Source organism: Corynebacterium sp. PCR 32 (genome assembly GCF_037464985.1).
In the GTDB taxonomy this organism is placed as follows: domain Bacteria; phylum Actinomycetota; class Actinomycetes; order Mycobacteriales; family Mycobacteriaceae; genus Corynebacterium; species Corynebacterium kroppenstedtii_D.
Genome location: NZ_JBAHVL010000002.1, coordinates 121346 through 140870, shown reverse-complemented (window position 1 = coordinate 140870; position 19525 = coordinate 121346). Strand labels below are relative to the sequence as shown.

Below are 19525 nucleotides of genomic sequence, written 5' to 3'. Positions count from 1 at the left end.
TGGTGGCCCTTTTTTATATGTGTGGTCAGGTGTACTCTACCAACGCTGGTTTTCTTCACTCGATGCAGAGTTACACACATTGTAAAGTTGCACATAGTGCATTATTGCGTATAGTGAACAGCTGTGGACACCGCCATCACTTATCTCACCGCCGACGGGGACGACGCACCCCGCGGCCTTCGGGAACGCAAGCGCCTAGAAACACTATGTGCCATCGAGGATCACGCCACGCGGCTAGTCCTAGAGAAGGGATACGAAGCCGTCACCGTCGAGGACATCGTCGACGCAGCTAATATCTCGAAGCGTACATATTTCAACTACGTTGATTCCAAAGAAACCGCCGTTGTAGGGCATCCCATCGTGGATATTCCTGACGACATCCGCGAAAAATTCCTCACTGGTGACCCTCGCCATTTGATTGTGAACTTGATGGATCTCATTCTTGAGACCAGCGTTGCATCACGAGGTCGCAACGATGAATTCTCCGCGTTGTTACTCAAACGTCGGAAAAAAATCTTCCGCGCGAACCCTAACATCGCAGCCCCCCAGTTCGGGCTCATCATTCAAAGGTTCCACAACATTGTGGAGCTCGTTGATGAATTCTTCACCCTCCACCCCCATGTCCGGTCACTACCGAAAGCGGTGTTCCCTGACGCCACACCGGACGCCGATCCTGCTGATGGCGCCTCCGAGGAAGCCGTCGCTCTCACAATTTTGTGCCAGGACGCCGTCAAGGTGGGAACCCTACGGTGGACTCAGCAACCAGATGGCCCCCATGGGCAGCGTCGCCTCCGACACTGTTGCCTCGGAGCATTATCCCTATTTTACAGCGTTTTAGGAGCACCGCCGCCGGAATGCCTAGCGACCCGCACATCACACATCCACGATCACAACGAACGAGAGGAGGAGGCACAGTGAGCTCCACAGCTGTGAATGCCCCAACGACGAACCAGAGTCACATTCCCGCCGTGATGGTAGCCATCTTGTCGGCAATGTTGCTCGCCAGTTTGGATCAAATGCTGTTTTCCACCGCCCTTCCGACCATCGTCGGCGACCTCGGCGGTGTGGAGCATATGTCATGGGTCATAACCTCGTATCTGTTGTGCCAGACGATTATGATGCCGATTTACGGCAAACTCGGCGACCAAGTGGGCCGCAAACCGGTCTTTATCGGCGCAATCGTTATCTTTCTGGTGGGTTCAGTCATTGGTGGGCTCTCACAATCGATGATGCAACTGATTATCGGTCGTGGTATCCAGGGCATCGGCGGCGGTGGCCTCATGATTCTGTCGCAGGCCATCATGGCCGACGTCGTTCCTCCACGTTCACGAGGGAAATACGCGGGCTGGATCGGTTCTGTCTTTGGCGTATCGTCTGTTCTTGGCCCCGTGTTGGGTGGCTGGTTTACCGACGGCCCTGGTTGGCGATGGGCTTTCTGGATTAACCTCCCTATTGGTTTCCTCGCAGTTGCGATCGCCGTTGTTGCGTTGAAATTACCCAAGCGTGGTAACGGTTTCTCACTGGATTATTTCGGCATTGTTGTCATGGCAACGGCTGCGTCGTGCCTGATTCTTTTCACCTCTTGGGGTGGCAATGAATACGCGTGGGGCTCCCCGACGATCATCGGTTTAGAGATCGGCGCTGTCGTCGCTGCCATCATTTTTGTCTTCATTGAGCTGCGTGCTACAGATCCACTGATCCCCATGTCATTGTTTAAAAACAGGAATTTTAATCTCGTCACGGTAGGTGGTTTATGTGTGGGGATCGTCATGTTCGGCGTGATGGTCTATATGCCGACATACTTCCAAATGGTTCACAATATGAATCCCACGACCTCCGGTTTCATGATGATTTCCATGATGGTCGGGTTGATGGGCACGTCGATCAGCGTGGGCAATGTGGTGACGCGAACAGGTAAATATCGAATCTATCCACCTATCGGTATGGCTATCGTTGTTGTCGCATGCCTTCTTTTTCACCGGATCACGACTGACTCGTCCCTGTGGTACCTCGGTTTCTGCCTTTTCGTGTTCGGTGTGGGTCTGGGCATGACGATGCAGGTTTTGATCTTGGTGGTTCAAAACTCGTTTTCGATCCAGAAAGTAGGCGTTGCAACGGGGAGTAACAACTTCTTCCGCCAGATCGGTTCGTCGTTGGGCGCGGCATTGGTTGGTGGTATTTTCACGAATCGGATCACAGACTTAGTAGCGCACCGTATGCCGGCCGCGATGGCTCAATTACCCCCGGATATTCAGCAAAAATTCTCCCACAAGTCGAGCAGTCTCAATGCCAGTAGCCTCACTCCGGATATCGTTGGGTCCCTGCCTACCCCTCTCAAAACAATGTTTATGGGAGCGTACAACGATGCTTTGACTCCAGTGTTCCTAGTGGTGATTCCGTTCGCTATTCTCGCGTTGGTATTGTTCACTCTCATTCGGGAAGAGACGCTGCGAACCTCAGTATAGGGACTGGTTGACCGCACCCGTCTCGGTGAGAGTCCACCGGTGGGTGTGGCAGTTTTTACAGTAGTTTTTCGTATATGGTGCACCGTCGATATTGGTCAGCCCACGGCCCATGTTCCATCCATCCGTGGCGATGGAGTGTTCCCACTTTTCTAAACCCTGCTTTTGCATGAAGAGCTTGTGATGCTGAGTTTTCATCGTAGATCCATGCTGTTATTGTCCATGCGCCCCATTCTTTCGCTTTCGCGGTACAGTGCGCCAACAGGGCCGTCCCGACTCCGCGACCAGCTGCATCAGGATCAATGTAGATCGAGTCTTCTAAAAAACCACCTAGTGAGGGGCGGTGGTAAAAGGGCATGAGGGAAACCCATCCGAGGATGCGTCCGTCAGCTTCGGCAACAAAGCATAGTTCTCTAATTTTCTTGTCGGTGAACTCTTCCCAAGTCACAGGAGCGGATTCGTAGGCCCCATTGCCGGTGTCTAGCCCGGCTTGGTGAATGCGCGCTACTTCTGGATAGTCGTCGGAGGTCATGGGGCGGATGGTTCCTGTGAACATTGCTGCCATAAACGCCCATTGTGCCATTTACGCTGCAATTTTTCCCGGCGACGTAGAATATACGGTGGTGACCGTGCGATGGTCAGCGAACTACCGCGAGGACCGTGGCGTACGCCCACGCACGATCCCGACAAGGTTCTGTATATCCTCGTTATCCCGGGCTTGCAGCCATACCATGGCGAGCTGGGTCGGGTGCCCATCATCCAGAGCCACGTCGACGACACCTCGCTTGTTCATCACTTTAAGCAACGGTCGCGGGGCAATCACGATGCCAACGTTGGCAGCAACCACATCAAGTGCTGCGCGAACATCGGGAATGCTGACTGCGCCGTGGGGCATGGCGGGTTGCCACATGATCTTTTCATCCTCAAGGTCGCGCATACCGACAGCCGGAAAAAGTGACATCGGATGATCCTTCGGGACTGCAACGCCTGGCTGTTCCTCGTAGAGCTCGATAAGGTGGATCCTCTTCCCTCTCGCTTCAGCATCACTGACAACCCCGTCTCGTCCGCGACCGTCCATGCGGATAAATGCCACGTCCGCGTGTTCACGTAAGACGTATGGCAGAGGATCATCGACGACGGCAGAGGCAATGCGAACGGTGTAGGGGGTGTCCTGCTGGTCACGAGAGGTGGCTATCTGGCGTCGCGTGCGACCACGAGGTCGTTCGCCGTGGCGTTCGTCAAAACGTCGGAACCATTTATCCGGAAGTAATCCCGGGACGAAGACTACTTTGAGATATTCGGTCATGAGCAGATCGTAGCGCACCATACAATGCGAATTGTTCGGGGCGAACCAATGTGGTGTTCATGATTGACAGCGATTGGTCTGTTATGCGTTACGCTGGTTCGCATGAACGCTGAACCTGCAGATACAGACCACACCCCGACAACGCACCGCTCCCCTGCTGCTTCCTCTGCGCAACAGCCGTCGAGTCTCCGTATGAAGCCTACGACGGCCGCGAAGAAGTTAAATATCTTCCTCCCGGCGGCGCCCGAAGATTTTCAACAAGCGGCGCTCACGCACGTCGAGTTCGTGGAGTTGCAGAACAATCCTCCCCAGTGGCTGCAGGATCTGCGAGCCCATGGGCCCCACCCGCGCGCCGAGGTTGCTCGAAAATTGGGGGTCACCGCTGCGGCGCTGAAGCGGAATGACATGGATAAAGCGCTAACGACGGCTGAGATTAAAGAACTCTTAGCCAACCAACCGCAATGGCTCCGGGAGGCGCGTACTTCATTGGCCCAGGAGCGCGAACGTCGTCATACGGCGAATGAGCGCCGCGCATAGTGCTCTGCTCCGTGGGTTCTCTTAGACTGCCATTGGGACCCCTATCTTCTGAAACTTCCTCTGTTCTGAAGGACAGGGCATCGAGCCGTCGCACGACTCAGGGGTTCTACTTCCCCGTGAACTCCGGTTTCCTCTTGTCAACGAACGCTCGGACTGCCTCGCGGTGGTCCGCGGTCGCAGCAAGGCGTGCTTGGGCAGCTGCTTCGGCAGCTGCGGCAGACATCACAGCAGATTGATCCTTGACCAGTGCTTTGATTTCACTAAGCGCTGCCGTCGGCCCATTGCCTAGTGTGAGTGCGAGAGTAGTCGCTGCATCGTCAGCACGGTCATCGTCGACGACGTCGGTAACGAGCCCCAGTTCGAGGGCATGCTTAGCGGTCAACCGCTCATCACGAAAGAGGATGTCCAGAGCTTTCGCCGGGCCAACAAGTGAGGTCAGTGTGTGTGACAACCCACAATCAGAGGCTAGCCCCACACCAGTAAAAGAACCGGAAAATGATGCTTTCCGGGATGCGACGCGGAAGTCACAGTTCAGCGCCAAGGACCATCCTGCTCCAGCGGCGGGGCCGGAAATCGCAGCCACGACAGGTACACGAATAGAGAGCAGTGCCTCCACCATGGGGTTGTATTCATCAACAACTTTGCCCATGCCTTCGCCGGTGGTGAGGTCATGGAGATGCTCATTGAGGTCTTGTCCCACGCAGAATGACGGCCCTGTTGCGGTGACAAGGACCGCACGGACCGCCGCCTCATCAGCTGCTGCACGGAACGCATCCCGCAGGTGCAGCCGCAGGTCCTTATTCACCGCATTGTAGCTCTCAGGACGATTCAGCGTGATGACGCGGACTATGCCATGGGGGGCAGCAACTGGGTCAGTCGATGTTCCCGTCGACACGTCTAGGTTCTCGATGACCACATCATGGTCCTTAGACATCAGAGCCCTTTCTCGGTTCCATTATGCGCGATACATCTGCCTGGCGTGTCGCGAGGATGGTTACGCTTACCCGGCACTGCCCTGCAATACCACTCGAATTCACGCTGATCGCCCATCACGCTACGTGCCAGTCAAGCATTACTTTCCTGCGCCTTTGCCGAGACGGCGGGCGATGATTTCTTTCATGATCTCATTGGGGCCACCGTAGATGGGTTGCACACGGGTATCCAGATAGTGCGTCGCGATGGGGTATTCGAGCATGAAGCCGTAGCCACCATGCATCTGAACGGCGTTGTTGACGACTTCAACCTGTAGATCAGTAGTCCAGTACTTGGCCATGGCAGCCGTTGTTTCGTCGAGTTCGCCTTTAACCTTGGCTTCGATGCAGGCATCGACAAACGACTGTGCCGCTTGGATCTTGGTTGCTAATTCGGCCAGCATCCATCCGTAAGCCTGGTGGTCAACCAAGCGTTTACCGAAGGTTTTACGGTCTTGGCTGTGTTGGTAGACAAGATCGAAAGCACGACGTGAGGTTGCCACAGAGCCAACGGCGATGGACAGGCGCTCCTGGGCGAGGTTGCGTCGAAGATAGCCAAAACCTGCCCCCTCTTCACCGAGGAGGTTGTCCGCTGGAACCTTGACGTTCTCAAAGGACAGCTCCGCTGTGTCTTGCGCTTTGAGTCCCACTTTCTTCAAGGGGCCAGCCTTGGTGTAGCCCTCCATACCGTCCTCGACGATAAGAAGGGAAACGCCTGCCCGCCCCTTTTCAGGGTCAGTAATAGCCACAATGATGGTGAAATCTGCTTGAACACCATTAGAAATGAACGTTTTCGCGCCATTCACAATGTAGTTGCCATCAGCGTCTTTCTTGGCAAGAGTGCGAATTCCAGCCAGATCAGCCCCGGCACCTGGTTCCGTCATAGCAATAGCGGCAATTTTCTCACCCGCACAAAGAGGGCGGAGGAAACGCTCTTTCTGCTCATCATTAGCAAAACGCTCAAGGTAGGGAACAACCAGGTCGTTGATCGTTTGTACGGACACAATGACCGATCCGCAGTCGGACTGTGCTAGTTCCTCAGAAAGGATCGCATTGAAGCGCCAGTCATCCATACCCCCTCCACCGAATTTTTCATCAGCAGTAATGCCCAATAGACCCAGTTCACCGGCTTTTTTGTACATTTCTCGGTCGCAGTACCCCTGCTCATGCCACCGATCAACATTAGGAGTTACTTCCTTCGCAACGAAGTCGCGAGCGGTTTCACGGAACATCTTATGCTCGTCATCGAAGATAGTACGAGGCAAAAACTCTCTCATGAGACGGATACTCCTTGTTCATTGTGGTCCTATGGCTAGCCTAACGCGGTCACTGTCGTTAGTAGCATGTCTTAAATTCCCTGTGATCGTAACCTATGCCGCAGACGCCCGAATGGGACTTGGCGATATCTATGCAGCATAGTGAGGTGTACGGGGGTGAATTCCACCCCCATATTTTGAGTATCGACATTTCGCTGACCAGGAGGTTTAAGTTATTGATACAAATAAGTTGCCTAAATCATTGACGCCGCGCTTTAGGTAAGGCTAAATTGAAGAACGTGCCGCAGCGAGATGTTCGACATCGCTCTACCACCCGGGGGCATCAGGGGTCCCCTAGGTAGTCGGAACATCTCAGAGTGGTGCGCAGTGATGAAAATCGATACTGGTTGTGCTGGCTCGATCATGAGAGGGATCATTCCTCTTCTTCCCTTCCTGATCGGCCTTCCCTCAGCGCTCGTCACCTCCTCTAGACGCCGAGGAGCCAGCACTGTCGTCACCAATATCGACCTCCGGAATAGAAACGGCACTGCGATAGCCTCGTCAACTATCGCAGTGCCGTTTCAACAACTTTCTCTAGCCATCGCAGTACGACTTTTTACCACAGCACCTGCGCGCCTCATATCATCAATCGCCTGCACACTGGATTCACGCGCCACACCGGCACACAGATCCGGAAACACCGACACCGAGAACCCTTCCATGATTCCATCCAACACCGTTGCTTTCACACAAAAATCCGTCGCAATCCCGCACACGTCAAGAAACTCAATCCCCCGCTGACGAAGCCAAGGACCAAGTCTCTCTGACCGACCAGAACCAGACGGACCAGTTCGCTCATAGTGCCCCTCGAACCCACTGTAAGCCGCTTCATATTCCCCTTTGAGAAACCAGTGGTCAACAACAGCTGGATCGAGAGATGGATGAGCTTGAGCCCCAACGCTTCCCGCCTGGCAATGAACTGGCCAGGTATCCAAAAAATCAGGGTTAACACCATCAGGAGCAAAGTGAGAACCTGGATCAATATGCCAATCTTTGGTCCCCACAATCACATCGTACTGGCGACGCACATGAGGAGTCTGCGCATACGCAGAAATATCTCTGGCGATAACATCACCACCTTCGCAGGGCAAGGCGCCACCCGGACAGAAGTCGTTTTGAACATCAACGATGAGCAGACAACGTTTCGCCTGGCCATATGCACCGCCACCATCACTCACGATACTGCCAGCGTGCCGAAACTCCCGCCCATTCCACATGATTACATCAATGTCCAGTCTTCCAGGCCGTCATACAACGGGAATTGAGCCGCCAATGCTTTCACGCGATCACGGAGGTTCTCTCGAACATCATCAGACATCCCCTCATGTCCGCTGATCAAAGTCTCTGCAATGATGTCAGCCACTTCACCAAATGCTTCCTTGTTAAAGCCTCGCGTCGCCAATGCCGACGTACCAATACGGAGCCCGGATGTCACCATCGGCGGGCGCGGATCAAAAGGCACCGCGTTGCGATTCACAGTGATACCCACACCATGGAGTGCATCTTCAGCTTCTTGCCCGTTCAGCGAAGAATTACGCAGGTCGACGAGGACGAGGTGAACGTCAGTACCACCCGTGAGGACATCGATGCCAGCCTCGCTGGCATCGTCCTGCGTCAGACGGTTGGCAAGGATGTGCGCACCAGCAATGGTTTCACGTTGCCGCTCCCGGAATTCCTCCGTTCCAGCAACCTTCATCGCAACAGCTTTCCCCGCAATGGCGTGCATCAATGGGCCACCCTGCTGTCCTGGAAATACCGCCGAGTTGATCTTTTTATACAGATCCGCGTCATTGGTCAGGATCATTCCCGACCGGGGCCCGCCCAGCGTCTTGTGGATCGTGGTCGATACCACGTGGGCATGGGGCACAGGCGACGGATGCACACCCGCAGCCACCAATCCAGCGAAGTGCGCCATATCAACCCACAGCTTGGCCCCCACTTCATCAGCAATCTCACGGAATGCTGCGAAATCCTCATGCCGTGGATAGGCAGACCACCCAGCAATAATAACCGCAGGCTTCTCAGCGAGTGCTTGCTCACGAACCTTATCCATGTTGATAGTCATGGTCGCGGGGTCCACCTCATAGGCCACTGCGTTATAGAGCTTCCCCGAAAAATTCAACTTCATTCCGTGAGTCAAATGTCCACCGTGTGCCAACGATAGCCCCAGGATCGTGTCCCCCGGCTTCGCGATCGCCATGAGTACGGCAGCATTCGCCTGTGCACCCGAATGTGGCTGTACATTCGCGTATGTTGCGCCGAAGAGTTTTTGCGCCCGCTGCCTCGCAAGGTTCTCAATGACGTCAACATTGTCACAGCCACCGTAGTATCGACGACCCGGATAGCCTTCTGCGTATTTGTTCGTCAGTACCGAGCCCTGAGCTTGAAGTACCGCACGTGGAACAAAGTTCTCGCTGGCAATCATCTCAAGTGTGGTGCGCTGCCGGTTCACTTCTCCAGCAATGGCGGTCGCCACATCCGGGTCAAACTCAGATAACGGCTGGTTAAGGAGCGTCACGGACGCATCGTCGGTGGACGGGGACGTGCTTGATGATGAATGACTCATAAGGGCCCTCCCTGGCTGGAGTGTTATCGCTACAGTGCCAACACCAGTAATGCACTGGGGTACGTGTCATTGATGCGAGCACTACACGGTAGATGTGTAAAAACTACCCTATTAGCTTAACTGGAGTACGGATTATGCACCCCACTTATGGCCTACACCATTCCGAGGGGCACAATGAAACACATGTCACGCGCGACTGAATCCAGCCCATACCTGGAATTCAACAGAGACCAATGGAAACGCTTGCGCATGTCGCAGCCTCAAGTACTGACCGAAGATGAGGTGAAAGAGCTTCGTGGCATTGGCGAGAACATTGCGTTGGATGAAGTCACAGAAGTGTACTTACCACTGTCACGCCTGATCCATCTTCAGGTTGAGGCACATCGGCGTTTGGGACAAGCAACAGCAACGTTCATGGGCGAAGATGTTCCGCATATCCCATTCATTATCGGCATTGCCGGTTCTGTCGCTGTCGGCAAATCAACGACTGCACGTTTACTCCAAAGGCTGCTCCAACGGTGGGATTCTCATCCGAAAGTCGACCTTGTCACCACCGATGGATTCCTCTACCCCACCGAGGAGCTCACCCGGCGCGGAATCCTGGATCGAAAAGGGTACCCGGAGAGTTTCAATCGTCGTGCTTTGTTGCGTTTTATTACCGACGTCAAAGCAGGGTGTCGAAATGTTCAGGTTCCCGTGTATTCCCATGAGTTATACAACATTGTTCCCGATGAATTCATCACTGTTGATCGCCCCGATATTTTGATCGTTGAAGGATTGAATGTTCTTCAGACTGGGGCAACGTTGATGGTGTCTGATTTCTTTGAGTTCAGTGTGTATGTGGATGCACATTCGGCCGATATCGAGCGCTGGTATGTGGAGCGATTCTTGGAATTGCGGAGTATTTCTTTTTCTGCTCCGAATGCGCATTTCCATCACTTCGCCAATCTTGATGACGAGGCTGCTGTCCGGGAGGCTCGTGAAATCTGGCAGCGGGTGAATCTGCCGAACTTGACGGAGAATGTGCTGCCCACGCGACCGCGTGCCTCATTGGTGCTCATGAAAGGTCGGGATCACGCTGTCGAGCGGGTCCGCATGCGGAAGCTGTAGGGTCTGCGCGGTCGCTGAACCTGTCCTCACCATTGTTACTGTTCAACGGTCACGCACCCGTGTAGTCCCCCGGAAGTATCCCGGGGGACGTCCACCCATCCTCCAACGACAGTTGCTGCTCCGACAGCCCTCAACCCTCCTGTTGTCGAACTCTACGGTTGTGCTTGAATCATGTGGAGATGAGCGTCAATCCAGTCTCTTAGTTTTATACTCCGCATACGTTTTAGGGCCAGGCTGTTTTTCAGCCACTGCGACGCCTGTTGGATCTCGTCGTTGGTCATGTCGCGGTGCGCTGGATCATTTCTAAGGTCAGTAATGAGACCCTCTACCTCGAACTTCCTTAAGTTTCCGACTGCTATACCCAACGTGCCAGCAAAACGCTTAAGATCCACAGCGTAGAAGTAGCCATCATCACATTCCCTCACACTCATATCTCGACGGAGTGTGGGAGTGTGATTCTCGGTCGATCGCCGCTGCCCCATAGTCATTCTGTTGACATGGTGCCTGGCTGAGAAGAACTACCTCAGCACAATCCAACGGCCCCTCACCTCTGTTCTCTACAGTATGAGCGGCGACGAAGGTTCACGTCTACCCAACCGTGCAGCTTTTGTTGTACCGTCATTTACCTGCCGAATCGGCGGGTACGGCGTGAAAAGTCACGCAACGCGCGAAGGAAGTCGACGCGACGAAAGGCCGGCCAGTACGTGTCGGTAAACCAGATCTCGGAATACGCCGATTGCCACAGGAGGAATCCGGAAAGCCGCTGTTCCCCGGATGTTCGGATAACGAGGTCGGGATCAGGTTGACCTGATGTATAGAGGTGATCAGAGATACCCTGCACAGTGATAGCACCAGTGATATCGTCCGAGGACAGTTGCTCCCCACCCTGATCGTTGAGACGTGCTTTCACCAGGGATCTCACGGCATCGACTATTTCTTGTCGGCCACCGTAGCCCACCGCCATGTTTACGCAGACTCCAGTGTGGTCCGCGGTTGCTTTTTCATTTGCGGCGAGACGGTCGGTGAGAACTCCGGGAAGGATATCGCGATGCCCAACGACACGAACACGCGCATTCAACTTCCCTTTCGCCAGTTCGTCAGACACGTCCCCGATAATCCTGCATAAAAGGTCCAGCTCGTTTTTGTCGCGGTGGAGGTTCTCGGTGCTCAGCAGGTAAATAGTGACAAGTTCAATCCCGCGCTCGCCAGACCACTGGACAAGCTCGCTGATCTTTTTTGCTCCTACCCGGTGCCCATGACTGACGTCAATAAAACCAGCTTCTCGCGCCCACCGACGGTTCCCATCACACATGACGGCGATATGCCGCGGTACTGGCTTGCCCTCCAGCGCCCTCACCAGGCTGGCTTCATACAACGGATATGTCGGGATGAGGGCAAGGCGTTTCACCGCGGAGCGAATACGCTTCCCAAAATGACGCAGTAACGACAACACACGGCTGCCAGCCACATAGCCATCATGATGCCGGGGTGTGGGCGGAGTAGTCACACTCCTATGGTACGCCTATGCCTTATGTCCTCTCGCGTGCACAGCACGCGCAAGTTCTTCCAACGCACTGACTGTCGTTTCCCAACCCATGCAACCATCAGTGATGGATTGTCCGTAGGTCAATGCTTCTCTACCGTGCTGCCGAATCATAGCTTCATCATGTGATTGTTGTCCTGGAACCAGGAAGGATTCCATCATGATGCCACTAATACCGGGCTCGCCCTCTGCAATACGTTCGGCAATATCGCTGACGACGGCCCGCTGACGTATGTGGTCTTTACCCGAATTTCCGTGTGATGCATCGATAGTGACCGCGGCGTGCAGGCCGGCAGCGGTGAGCCGCTCGTTGGCCGTGAGAACGCTGTTCGTGTCATAGTTTGGGCCCGATGCGCCACCGCGGAGAATCACATGGCCGTCGGGGTTGCCCGGTGAGGTGATAACGCCAACACGACCATCCTGATCAGTACCCACAAAGTGATGCGGGGATGACGCAGCCTGAATAGCGTCAATGGCTTGTTGGATGCCACCATCTGTGGCGTTTTTAAACCCGATGGGCATCGATAGTGAAGAGGTCATCTGGCGGTGGACAGGGCTCTCCACTGTCCGTGCTCCAACGCAGCCCCACGCCACGACGTCGTGGATGTACGTTGTTGTGATCGGTTCGACGAATTCGGTGGCCGTGGGCACACCTAATGAGAGCACGTCACGGAAAACGTCGCGCTGAATGCGCAAACCTCGTTCAATGTCTCCGCTCCCGTCGAGGTCGGGGTCGTTGACGAGCCCCTTCCACCCCACCGTGGTCCGCGGTTTTTCACCGTAGACTCGCATGACGATGTACAGGTCATCACTGAATCGCTGTATCTGGTCAGCGAGCCTAACGGCATAGTCATGCGCCGCAACGGGATCATGGATGGAACAGGGGCCAACAATGACAAGCAATCGGTCATCTCGACCATGAATGATGGTGGCAATGTCGCGGCGGCTCATCATGACGACATGACGGGCGGTGTCCTCCAGTGGACTGTGCCGCCGCAGTTCATGTGGGGTCGGCAGGAGTCGAGTGGCCAGGTGATTGGTAACCGATGCTGGGGCGCTAGCCGCGATATCGGGTGTGATAGTGGGGGATCCAGGTGTAGGGCACATAGCTTTATATTCGGTGTCGTAGTGGCTTTCTCGGCGGGATGTCGGCGGCTAACGATATAGCGATTATTGGTCGTTGTCAGGGTGCACCTGACGTGACCGGCCTTTGAATCGAATGTCGGGAAAAATCGATTTCGCTTCGACGGTGTGTATTCCTTTGTCCGCCATGCGACGATTCAGCTCCTCGGAGTCGAAGACATCAATGCCCTCTTCCTCCGCAAAAGTTCGGCGGATATTGAGATTCTTGATCCGCTTAGTGACAGAGCGCCCGAGGATAATAACGACGACAAGAAGGGAGATCAGGATAAGGAGACCCACCGGGGATGCCTTACCGAACTCTGGTCCGAGGGGACCGCCTTGTCCTTGTTGCGCCAGAATAGTGCCCACAGCCGCATCTATGCGGGGCTGCATCGCGGAGAAGCTAGTAGCCGTGACCAGGCTCATGTGCTCCCCTATTGCCCCCTGCCCAATTAATACTGCCACCGCTCCTGCTCCTATTCATGACTGCCCGGATACTCGGGACATCGTCTCGTACGGTCTGCCGCATGTGCGTGTGACCGCGGCACGCGCAACAAAATATGGTTTTCTTTTCCCTATCAGTGTACGTCCTTTAGGGCACCCTTCGGTACCGGGATCACTCCGCCTACTCGGTCCCGTAGACTTCGTCGCTGTGTGCGTATTCCTGTCGAGCAGCGTCTGAGACCATGCCTGGGGTATTTTCCGGTTGATGGTCAGGATCAATTCCTGCAAAAAGGTCATCTTCAGGAAGAGAAACCTCGACACGGCTTGCTGCCAATTCAAATTCCTCTGTCGGCCAGATCCGCCGTTGATCCTCGGGAGATACGGCAAACCACCAGCTATTCGGATCAATTTGTGTTGCATGGGCACGGAGTGCGTCATCACGCTTGTGAAAGAAATCAGCGGCATCGACACGTGTGGTGACGCGCTCCATCAAGTCCGGCCACTTATCAGCGTTGTCGACATGGTCCTGATAGGGACTGGGCACTCCACGATGGACAAAGTCATCATGGAGTGCTAGAAAGCGACTTTTGATGAATCCGTGGGTGTAATACATCTTGGAAGGTACCCACGGCTGACCTTTCTCTGGATGAAAATTAGGGTCCCCAGCCCGCAACCAAGCGCGCACCGACACTGCGTGAGTCTTAATGTGATCAGGGTGCGGGTATCCACCATTTTCGTCGTAGGTAATGATGACATGGGGACGAAACTCCCGGATGACCCCCACAACGTCAGCGGTGGCTTCATCGGTATCTGCCAAGGCAAATGACCCTTCGGGCAGCGGCGGAAGTGGATCCCCCTCAGGCAATCCAGAGTCAACATACCCCAGCCACCGTTGTGTAATGCCCAGAATTTCTGCAGCCTTGGCCATCTCGTTCTTGCGGAACTCGATAATATTGTCCCGAACATCAGGGCGATCCATGGCTGGGTTAAGAATGGAACCGCGTTCGCCACCGGTGCATGTCAACACCATCACATCATGGCCTTCGTCAGCGTAGCGAGCTAATGTTGCGGCACCTTTGCTGGACTCGTCGTCTGGATGGGCGTGAATTGATAAAAGCCTCAACGTTGTCATCATGTATCCTCCGGTTTTGTCCATGTCTTAGGTCATTACGTGTGGCCCGCCATCCGGACTAGCAGGATAGCTACCAATGTACTGATATATGGGGATCACCATATCCGCGTCACCATATGCTGTCCTACTATAGGGATCATGACTGACCAGGATTCCACATCACCATCACCCCGTGCCATGGAAGAGACGCGCTATGGTTCGTCCCGGTCATCATCGATACCAGGCAAAGTGATCGTCATTGGCGTCGCACTTGTCCTCGTTGTCAGTGGCTTGTCTATGTGGAATCTGTGGCGACATGAATCTGCATCTGATGTCTCTATTTCGTCGGCGGGGTTTGACCGACCGAATGATTCGCTTCTCAACTTCACAGTCGACGTGACGCGCGATCAAGCGTCCCGTGGTGCCTACTGCATTGTCACTGCCTTGGATTATGACAAAAACGAGGTCGGACGTCGCGAATTTGTTATTCCTGCTGGCGGTGAAGGCACAGAACGATTCACCGTTCCCATCCCCACCCGGGCACGTGCTGTCGCTGGAAAAGAATACGGGTGTTCCACTGAGATCCCCAGCTATCTTGACAACACCGACGATGTGAGGACCGGCGGGAAATAAGAACACTCGACACATAACCTCGCCTCGTTGGCTTTGAATCCCTCTTCTCAGTGGTACCATGCTCTGCGATATACGAATCGAGTGTTTTACCTCTGAAGACCGCAACAATGGAGAGGCTTGACAAACATGGTTGAGGACCACACCCGTTGGCTGACGCAGGACGCCTACGACCGCCTGAAAGAGGAGCTGGATAGCCTCAAAGCTAACCGGCCCCTCATTGCTGCCGAGATTAATGAGCGACGCGAAGAGGGCGATCTCAAAGAAAATGGCGGCTACCATGCGGCACGCGAGCAGCAGGGCCAGGAAGAAGCCCGCATCGCCTACCTGGAGGAGCTACTAGATTCCGCCACGATCGGTGAGGCACCATCCCAAAGCGGTGTCGCGTTGGTTGGTTCAGTTGTCCACGTCTACTACGACGGTGATGAGAATGACACCGAAACGTTCCTGATCGGCACCCGTGGCGTCCAGACGTCCACCACTGATCTGGAAACATACTCTACGGATGCGCCCCTGGGGGCGGCTATTGTCGGCGCTAAGGAGGGTGAGACCCGCGAGTACCAGACACCAGCCGGCGCAACCGTGTCTGTCACCGTCGTCAAGGCGGAGCCCTACGACGAGTCCAAGAAGTAACCTACGCTGAACCCGGCATCATGAAAGCCTCCGTGACTAGTCACGGAGGCTTTCATGATGCTTCAATGTTTCTTCTACTCCGCCACGATGATTATCCGCAACGGAAAACACACCCCACAGCAGGCGTGGGCTCGGGGTTAATCCCTATTCAGATAGGAGAGCAACCGGAGAATCTCAGTGTAGAGCCAGACCAGCGTGACAGCCAGACCCAAGGCAACACCCCACGCCATTGTCGACGGGCTACCCGCACGAACCAACTTATCGGCGGTGTCGAAGTCCTGCAGGAAGCTCATCGCGGCCAAGACAATACAGAGAAGAGAGAACCCAATCGCTAGCGGACCACCGTTGGTGAGAGGATTATTCCCGGTGAAGATGGACAAGAGCATATTGCCTACGGCCAGGACCAGGACACCAACAACTGCGCCCACCATGATGCGGTTGAATTTTGGTGTCACACGGATGGCACCGGTGCGGTAGACAATGAGCATACCGATGAATACACCGATAGTCCCCAGGACAGCTTGGCCAACGATTGCGCCAGCACTGGCCCCACTGACCATCACATTCGCGAAAACACTGGTTAGGCCGCCGACGAAAAATCCTTCACACGTGGCGTAAAGAAGCGTGACCACCGGGGAACCGAACTTCTTGGCAAAGGTCGACACCACCAGCGTGATGATGCCTCCGATCGCGCCAACCATAGTCAGCATGCTAGCCAGTCCCGGGTTCGAGAGGGACAACATGTAATTGATGACAGCACCAACGATGATCACGCCGAGGGTTATGCCAGTCTTGACAATGACATCGTCAATAGTCATCCCGCGCTCCCGTTCCGCGGTGGTGCCATAAGCCTGTTGCATGGCTTGCTGCCCGAACTGCTGGGCATGAGCTACCGACGCTCCCCGGTTTCGTTCTTCCGTCAGGGAGTTAAAGTATGGATTTGAACTACGCACGTGGGGTAAATCCTTTCATCGTGCACCGAACTCATGAGTTAACTGAACCATAGCAACCGCTGATAGTCGCCCTTGCTTGCGCTAACTGCTCGTCGTCAAGAGTAACGGACAACGTAGCAAGTTTGTTCCCACCCCACAACACTCCCCCGGGGCAGCGTCGCTGCGAACCAGAAAATATGTGTAACCGGCCGCCATAGCCTCCGCCACCTCGATACACTAACTAACGCTGGACTACCCACATTGTGAAGACAGGAACAGAATAGAATAGGAACCCACACCATGCGCCTCCCCAGCTCCACTGTTGCCCTAAGCTCTATTATTGTCGCAACACTTGCACTCACCGGCTGCACGCACAACGACAAAAATGACACAACGCCGTCATCATCGACGTCAGTGGTGCCCTCCTCTGCGATCGCGCCACCATCGTCCCCCTCGGCTGGCCCCTCACCTGACCACCCCGCCCCACCGGCGGAAGCCCCGGGCCACCGTGCACACACCGACAACAACGACACGGATCACAACGCAGGACCGAAGGATATACAGCGCAACGGCAACAAACCTCACCCGCAACCAGAGCAACGACCCCAAGCGCCGACGCCGCCTACTCCCCCAGACCAACCTGCACCCGCGCCAGCATCGGCACCCGCGCCAGCACCACTAGCGCCACCCAGCGAGCCCCACCTTCAACCGTGGGAAAATTTCACCGTGAAACATCCGGTTGTCAAGAACTCTCCCTGTGGCCCGGATACGCTCCGTGGCGCTACAGGACAAACAGATCAGGGTGAGCGACTCCGCTGTTCCGATAGCGACAACCCCGTGTGGATTCCCTGGTAAAACGCTGAACTGGGCAACACCACCCCTGGCCAGCTTGGCAACAAACGCCTGAGGGACAACCACGTCGAGACGCGACCGGTAACCGTGGTGTTTATCCGTCTAGATAAAGGTCCCTTATTTCCTTAAAAGGTCTAGTGATTCCGCGTTCTTCCCCCACAAGAACCACACAATAGGCCCGAGCAATGGGAAGGTGAAGGTCACCACAATCCACACGATTTTCCCGAAGGCGGTATAGCGTTTCGAGGCCACAATGGACACAAACGCGGCAACAAAAATGACCAACGGTATGGCGATCAGGGCGACCAAGCCGACCGCCATGGCCGGCCCGAAAGCGTCGCTGTCAGATCCTGCGAGAATCAAGGGTGATAGTGCATAGTTCATGATGCCTCCTTCAGCGGAATTGACGATCACCACAACAGGCTTCGTCACTGTTAACCTTACGATAGCGAGGTTAACTAACCATGCCGGGGTGCACAGTGGACCTAGCACTACTTTCACCACCAGGCCGCAACAATGATTTTTAACATTTTTTTAACACTTTTACAGGCTGCACGAGTTGGCATTTTAGCTGACGGCGAGGTACAAATAAGGTGATTTGTCCATCCCTCAGAGAGGAAATCTCATGAAGAACGCTAAGGCTCTCGTCGGAGGCCTCGCTCTCGCTGGTGCCCTTACCGTTGCAGCCCCGGCAGCTCAGGCCGCCGAGGCTCCTTCAACCCCGGCAACTGCAACCGTCCAGCAGGTCAAGCCGGCTGACAAAGCCACCCCATCCAAGAACTCCCCTGAGCACAAAGCATACGTTGCCAAGTGCGCACTCAGCACCATCGGAGGAACCCTAAGCGGAATCCTCACAGGCGCTACTGCCGGAACCGTCTTCGGCCCTGGCCCCGGTAACATCGCTGGCGCGATCATCGGCGGCATCGGCGGAGGAATCACCGGCGGCCTCGCAGGTTGCCTCCCCGGAGCAAAGAAAGCAGCTAAGTAACAAGAGCTGACATCACCGCCCTTTCGAGGGCGGTTTTTCTATATCTAAGCTCTCCCTACATACACGCGTACGCCACAAATACGGAATACCCCTTCAACATCCACAGAACTAGATACATTGACATAACCGCACCCAATCCGCATACCACATATAAGACCCTTGGCTAACCACGTTGAGCCTCCGACCCAAAATCACATGGTGACAAAGTGGCTATTCTCAAGGAACTTCATAATGATCACCTGAAGGATAATCCTGCTCGTGATATTACTTTGCCGCGCAAAACACCCGCCCGGAAAGTGGTCTCAACGACCGATCAGATACGAGCATTGGCTGATAAGTATTCACACTATGGGGAAATTGTGTGGGTGCTTGCAACTACAGGTATTCGCTTCTCCGAGCTGGCCGGGTTGAAGGTGGAAGATGTTGACCTTGCGCGTCGCCGGTTGCACATTGAGCGGGCTGCGGTGACCGCCGCGGGATCGATTCACATTGGGACCCCGAAGACACACGAGCGACGGAGTGTGGCCATGCCCAGCTTTGTGTGTGAATTGCTCGCCCCGATCATTGAGGGGAAGGCTCCTGGTGATTGGGTGTGGTGCCGGGAGAATGGGGAGCCGTTGATGTTGCCGAGCACGGGTAGTTGGTTTTATGAGGCCGTTGCCCGCCTTCAAGCGCCGAAGGGGAAGGATGCGGTGCGTGAGGCGCGGTGGTCGGAGGATCGCCGGCGGCGCGCTGGGGAGGCCCGTTTTCCGTCGGTGACTCCGCATGGTTTGCGTCATGCTGCGGCGGGTTTGTTGGTGTCGTCGGGTGCGAATGTGAAGGTGGTTCAGCGTCAGTTGGGACATGCGTCGGCGGCGATGACGTTGGATACGTATTCGGCTCTGTTTGATGATGATTTGGATGTTGTTTCGTCTGCGATGGACGAGCTTGTGGAAGGAGTTGGCCGGTTGCGGGCGGTCTGATTTTTTGGCTGACTTTTGGCTGACATCCGTTTTAAACGAT

General features: G+C 55.0%; 22 protein-coding genes. 9 read left to right on the top strand and 13 right to left on the bottom strand.

Annotated elements, in window-relative coordinates:
• Positions 1-123 precede the first annotated feature (123 nt).
• Together V5S80_RS04545 and V5S80_RS04540 are read left to right on the top strand one after the other, a co-directional pair.
• Positions 124-918 (top strand): TetR/AcrR family transcriptional regulator, encoded by a 795-nt coding sequence (locus V5S80_RS04545; protein ID WP_395169581.1) that lies wholly within the window; start codon positions 124-126, stop codon positions 916-918.
• Positions 855-2465 (top strand): MDR family MFS transporter, encoded by a 1611-nt coding sequence (locus tag V5S80_RS04540; RefSeq protein ID WP_395169580.1) that lies wholly within the window; start codon positions 855-857, stop codon positions 2463-2465. Before V5S80_RS04545 ends, V5S80_RS04540 begins: the two co-directional genes overlap by 64 nt.
• Before the next feature lie 55 nt (positions 2466-2520).
• Here V5S80_RS04540 and V5S80_RS04535 read toward each other — a convergent pair whose 3' ends face one another.
• Together V5S80_RS04535 and V5S80_RS04530 are read right to left on the bottom strand one after the other, a co-directional pair.
• On the bottom strand, positions 2521-3027 hold the full coding sequence (locus V5S80_RS04535) for a GNAT family N-acetyltransferase (protein ID WP_395169579.1): 507 nt from the start codon (positions 3025-3027) through the stop codon (positions 2521-2523).
• Between the two features lie 81 nt (positions 3028-3108).
• Positions 3109-3768: a LysR family transcriptional regulator substrate-binding protein gene (locus V5S80_RS04530; RefSeq protein ID WP_395169578.1), complete on the bottom strand. Its 660-nt coding sequence runs from the start codon at positions 3766-3768 to the stop codon at positions 3109-3111.
• 192 nt (positions 3769-3960) lie between these two features.
• Here V5S80_RS04530 and V5S80_RS04525 point away from each other — a divergent pair, with 192 nt between their 5' ends.
• Positions 3961-4305, top strand: a complete 345-nt coding sequence (locus V5S80_RS04525; RefSeq protein WP_395169688.1) for a DUF5997 family protein — start codon at positions 3961-3963, stop codon at positions 4303-4305.
• A 106-nt stretch (positions 4306-4411) separates the two neighbouring features.
• Here V5S80_RS04525 and V5S80_RS04520 read toward each other — a convergent pair whose 3' ends face one another.
• The 4 genes from V5S80_RS04520 to glyA all read right to left on the bottom strand — a co-directional run bounded on the left by V5S80_RS04520 (position 4412) and on the right by glyA (position 9158).
• The gene (locus V5S80_RS04520) at positions 4412-5239 is read right to left on the bottom strand and encodes an enoyl-CoA hydratase-related protein (RefSeq protein ID WP_395169577.1); all 828 of its coding nucleotides are present in this window, start codon (positions 5237-5239) and stop codon (positions 4412-4414) included.
• Positions 5240-5377: 138 nt separating this feature from the next.
• On the bottom strand, positions 5378-6553 hold the full coding sequence (locus V5S80_RS04515; protein WP_395169576.1) for an acyl-CoA dehydrogenase family protein: 1176 nt from the start codon (positions 6551-6553) through the stop codon (positions 5378-5380).
• Positions 6554-7113: 560 nt separating this feature from the next.
• A complete protein-coding gene (locus V5S80_RS04510; protein WP_395169575.1) occupies positions 7114-7809 on the bottom strand; it encodes an isochorismatase family protein in 696 nt (231 codons plus the stop codon).
• A 2-nt stretch (positions 7810-7811) separates the two neighbouring features.
• Positions 7812-9158 carry a serine hydroxymethyltransferase gene (gene glyA / locus V5S80_RS04505; protein WP_395169574.1) on the bottom strand — a complete coding sequence of 449 codons (1347 nt, stop codon included), beginning with the start codon at positions 9156-9158 and terminating at the stop codon, positions 7812-7814.
• Between the two features lie 183 nt (positions 9159-9341).
• On the opposite strand from glyA, the gene coaA reads away from it, so the two are divergent.
• Positions 9342-10268, top strand: a complete 927-nt coding sequence (gene coaA / locus V5S80_RS04500) for a type I pantothenate kinase (protein WP_395169573.1) — start codon at positions 9342-9344, stop codon at positions 10266-10268.
• 152 nt (positions 10269-10420) lie between these two features.
• On the opposite strand, the gene V5S80_RS04495 is transcribed toward coaA, so the two are convergent.
• The 5 genes from V5S80_RS04495 to mca all read right to left on the bottom strand — a co-directional run bounded on the left by V5S80_RS04495 (position 10421) and on the right by mca (position 14509).
• Positions 10421-10699 (bottom strand): hypothetical protein, encoded by a 279-nt coding sequence (locus V5S80_RS04495; protein WP_395169572.1) that lies wholly within the window; start codon positions 10697-10699, stop codon positions 10421-10423.
• 191 nt (positions 10700-10890) lie between these two features.
• Positions 10891-11688, bottom strand: coding sequence for an isoprenyl transferase (locus V5S80_RS04490; RefSeq protein ID WP_395169687.1), 798 nt, complete (start codon positions 11686-11688; stop codon positions 10891-10893).
• A 102-nt stretch (positions 11689-11790) separates the two neighbouring features.
• Positions 11791-12918, bottom strand: a complete 1128-nt coding sequence (locus V5S80_RS04485; RefSeq protein ID WP_395169571.1) for a 3-deoxy-7-phosphoheptulonate synthase — start codon at positions 12916-12918, stop codon at positions 11791-11793.
• 63 nt (positions 12919-12981) lie between these two features.
• Positions 12982-13398 carry a hypothetical protein gene (locus V5S80_RS04480; RefSeq protein ID WP_395169570.1) on the bottom strand — a complete coding sequence of 139 codons (417 nt, stop codon included), beginning with the start codon at positions 13396-13398 and terminating at the stop codon, positions 12982-12984.
• 160 nt (positions 13399-13558) lie between these two features.
• Entirely contained in the window at positions 13559-14509 is a 951-nt protein-coding gene (gene mca, locus V5S80_RS04475) for a mycothiol conjugate amidase Mca (RefSeq protein WP_395169686.1), read from the bottom strand.
• Between the two features lie 138 nt (positions 14510-14647).
• On the opposite strand from mca, the gene V5S80_RS04470 reads away from it, so the two are divergent.
• Positions 14648-15121 (top strand): DUF4307 domain-containing protein, encoded by a 474-nt coding sequence (locus V5S80_RS04470; protein WP_395169569.1) that lies wholly within the window; start codon positions 14648-14650, stop codon positions 15119-15121.
• A gap of 126 nt (positions 15122-15247) precedes the next feature.
• On the top strand, positions 15248-15751 hold the full coding sequence (gene greA, locus V5S80_RS04465; RefSeq protein WP_395169685.1) for a transcription elongation factor GreA: 504 nt from the start codon (positions 15248-15250) through the stop codon (positions 15749-15751).
• 137 nt (positions 15752-15888) lie between these two features.
• On the opposite strand, the gene V5S80_RS04460 is transcribed toward greA, so the two are convergent.
• Positions 15889-16704 (bottom strand): Bax inhibitor-1/YccA family protein, encoded by an 816-nt coding sequence (locus V5S80_RS04460; RefSeq protein ID WP_395169568.1) that lies wholly within the window; start codon positions 16702-16704, stop codon positions 15889-15891.
• Positions 16705-16983: 279 nt separating this feature from the next.
• On the opposite strand from V5S80_RS04460, the gene V5S80_RS04455 reads away from it, so the two are divergent.
• Positions 16984-17538: a hypothetical protein gene (locus V5S80_RS04455; RefSeq protein ID WP_395169567.1), complete on the top strand. Its 555-nt coding sequence runs from the start codon at positions 16984-16986 to the stop codon at positions 17536-17538.
• Between the two features lie 114 nt (positions 17539-17652).
• Here the strand turns inward: V5S80_RS04455 and V5S80_RS04450 are convergent, their stop codons facing one another.
• The gene (locus V5S80_RS04450; protein ID WP_395169566.1) at positions 17653-17967 is read right to left on the bottom strand and encodes a PLDc N-terminal domain-containing protein; all 315 of its coding nucleotides are present in this window, start codon (positions 17965-17967) and stop codon (positions 17653-17655) included.
• A 193-nt stretch (positions 17968-18160) separates the two neighbouring features.
• On the opposite strand from V5S80_RS04450, the gene V5S80_RS04445 reads away from it, so the two are divergent.
• Positions 18161-18523 carry a hypothetical protein gene (locus V5S80_RS04445; protein ID WP_395169565.1) on the top strand — a complete coding sequence of 121 codons (363 nt, stop codon included), beginning with the start codon at positions 18161-18163 and terminating at the stop codon, positions 18521-18523.
• A gap of 206 nt (positions 18524-18729) precedes the next feature.
• Entirely contained in the window at positions 18730-19485 is a 756-nt protein-coding gene (locus V5S80_RS04440; protein ID WP_395169564.1) for a tyrosine-type recombinase/integrase, read from the top strand.
• The last annotated feature ends 40 nt before the right edge of the window (positions 19486-19525 follow it).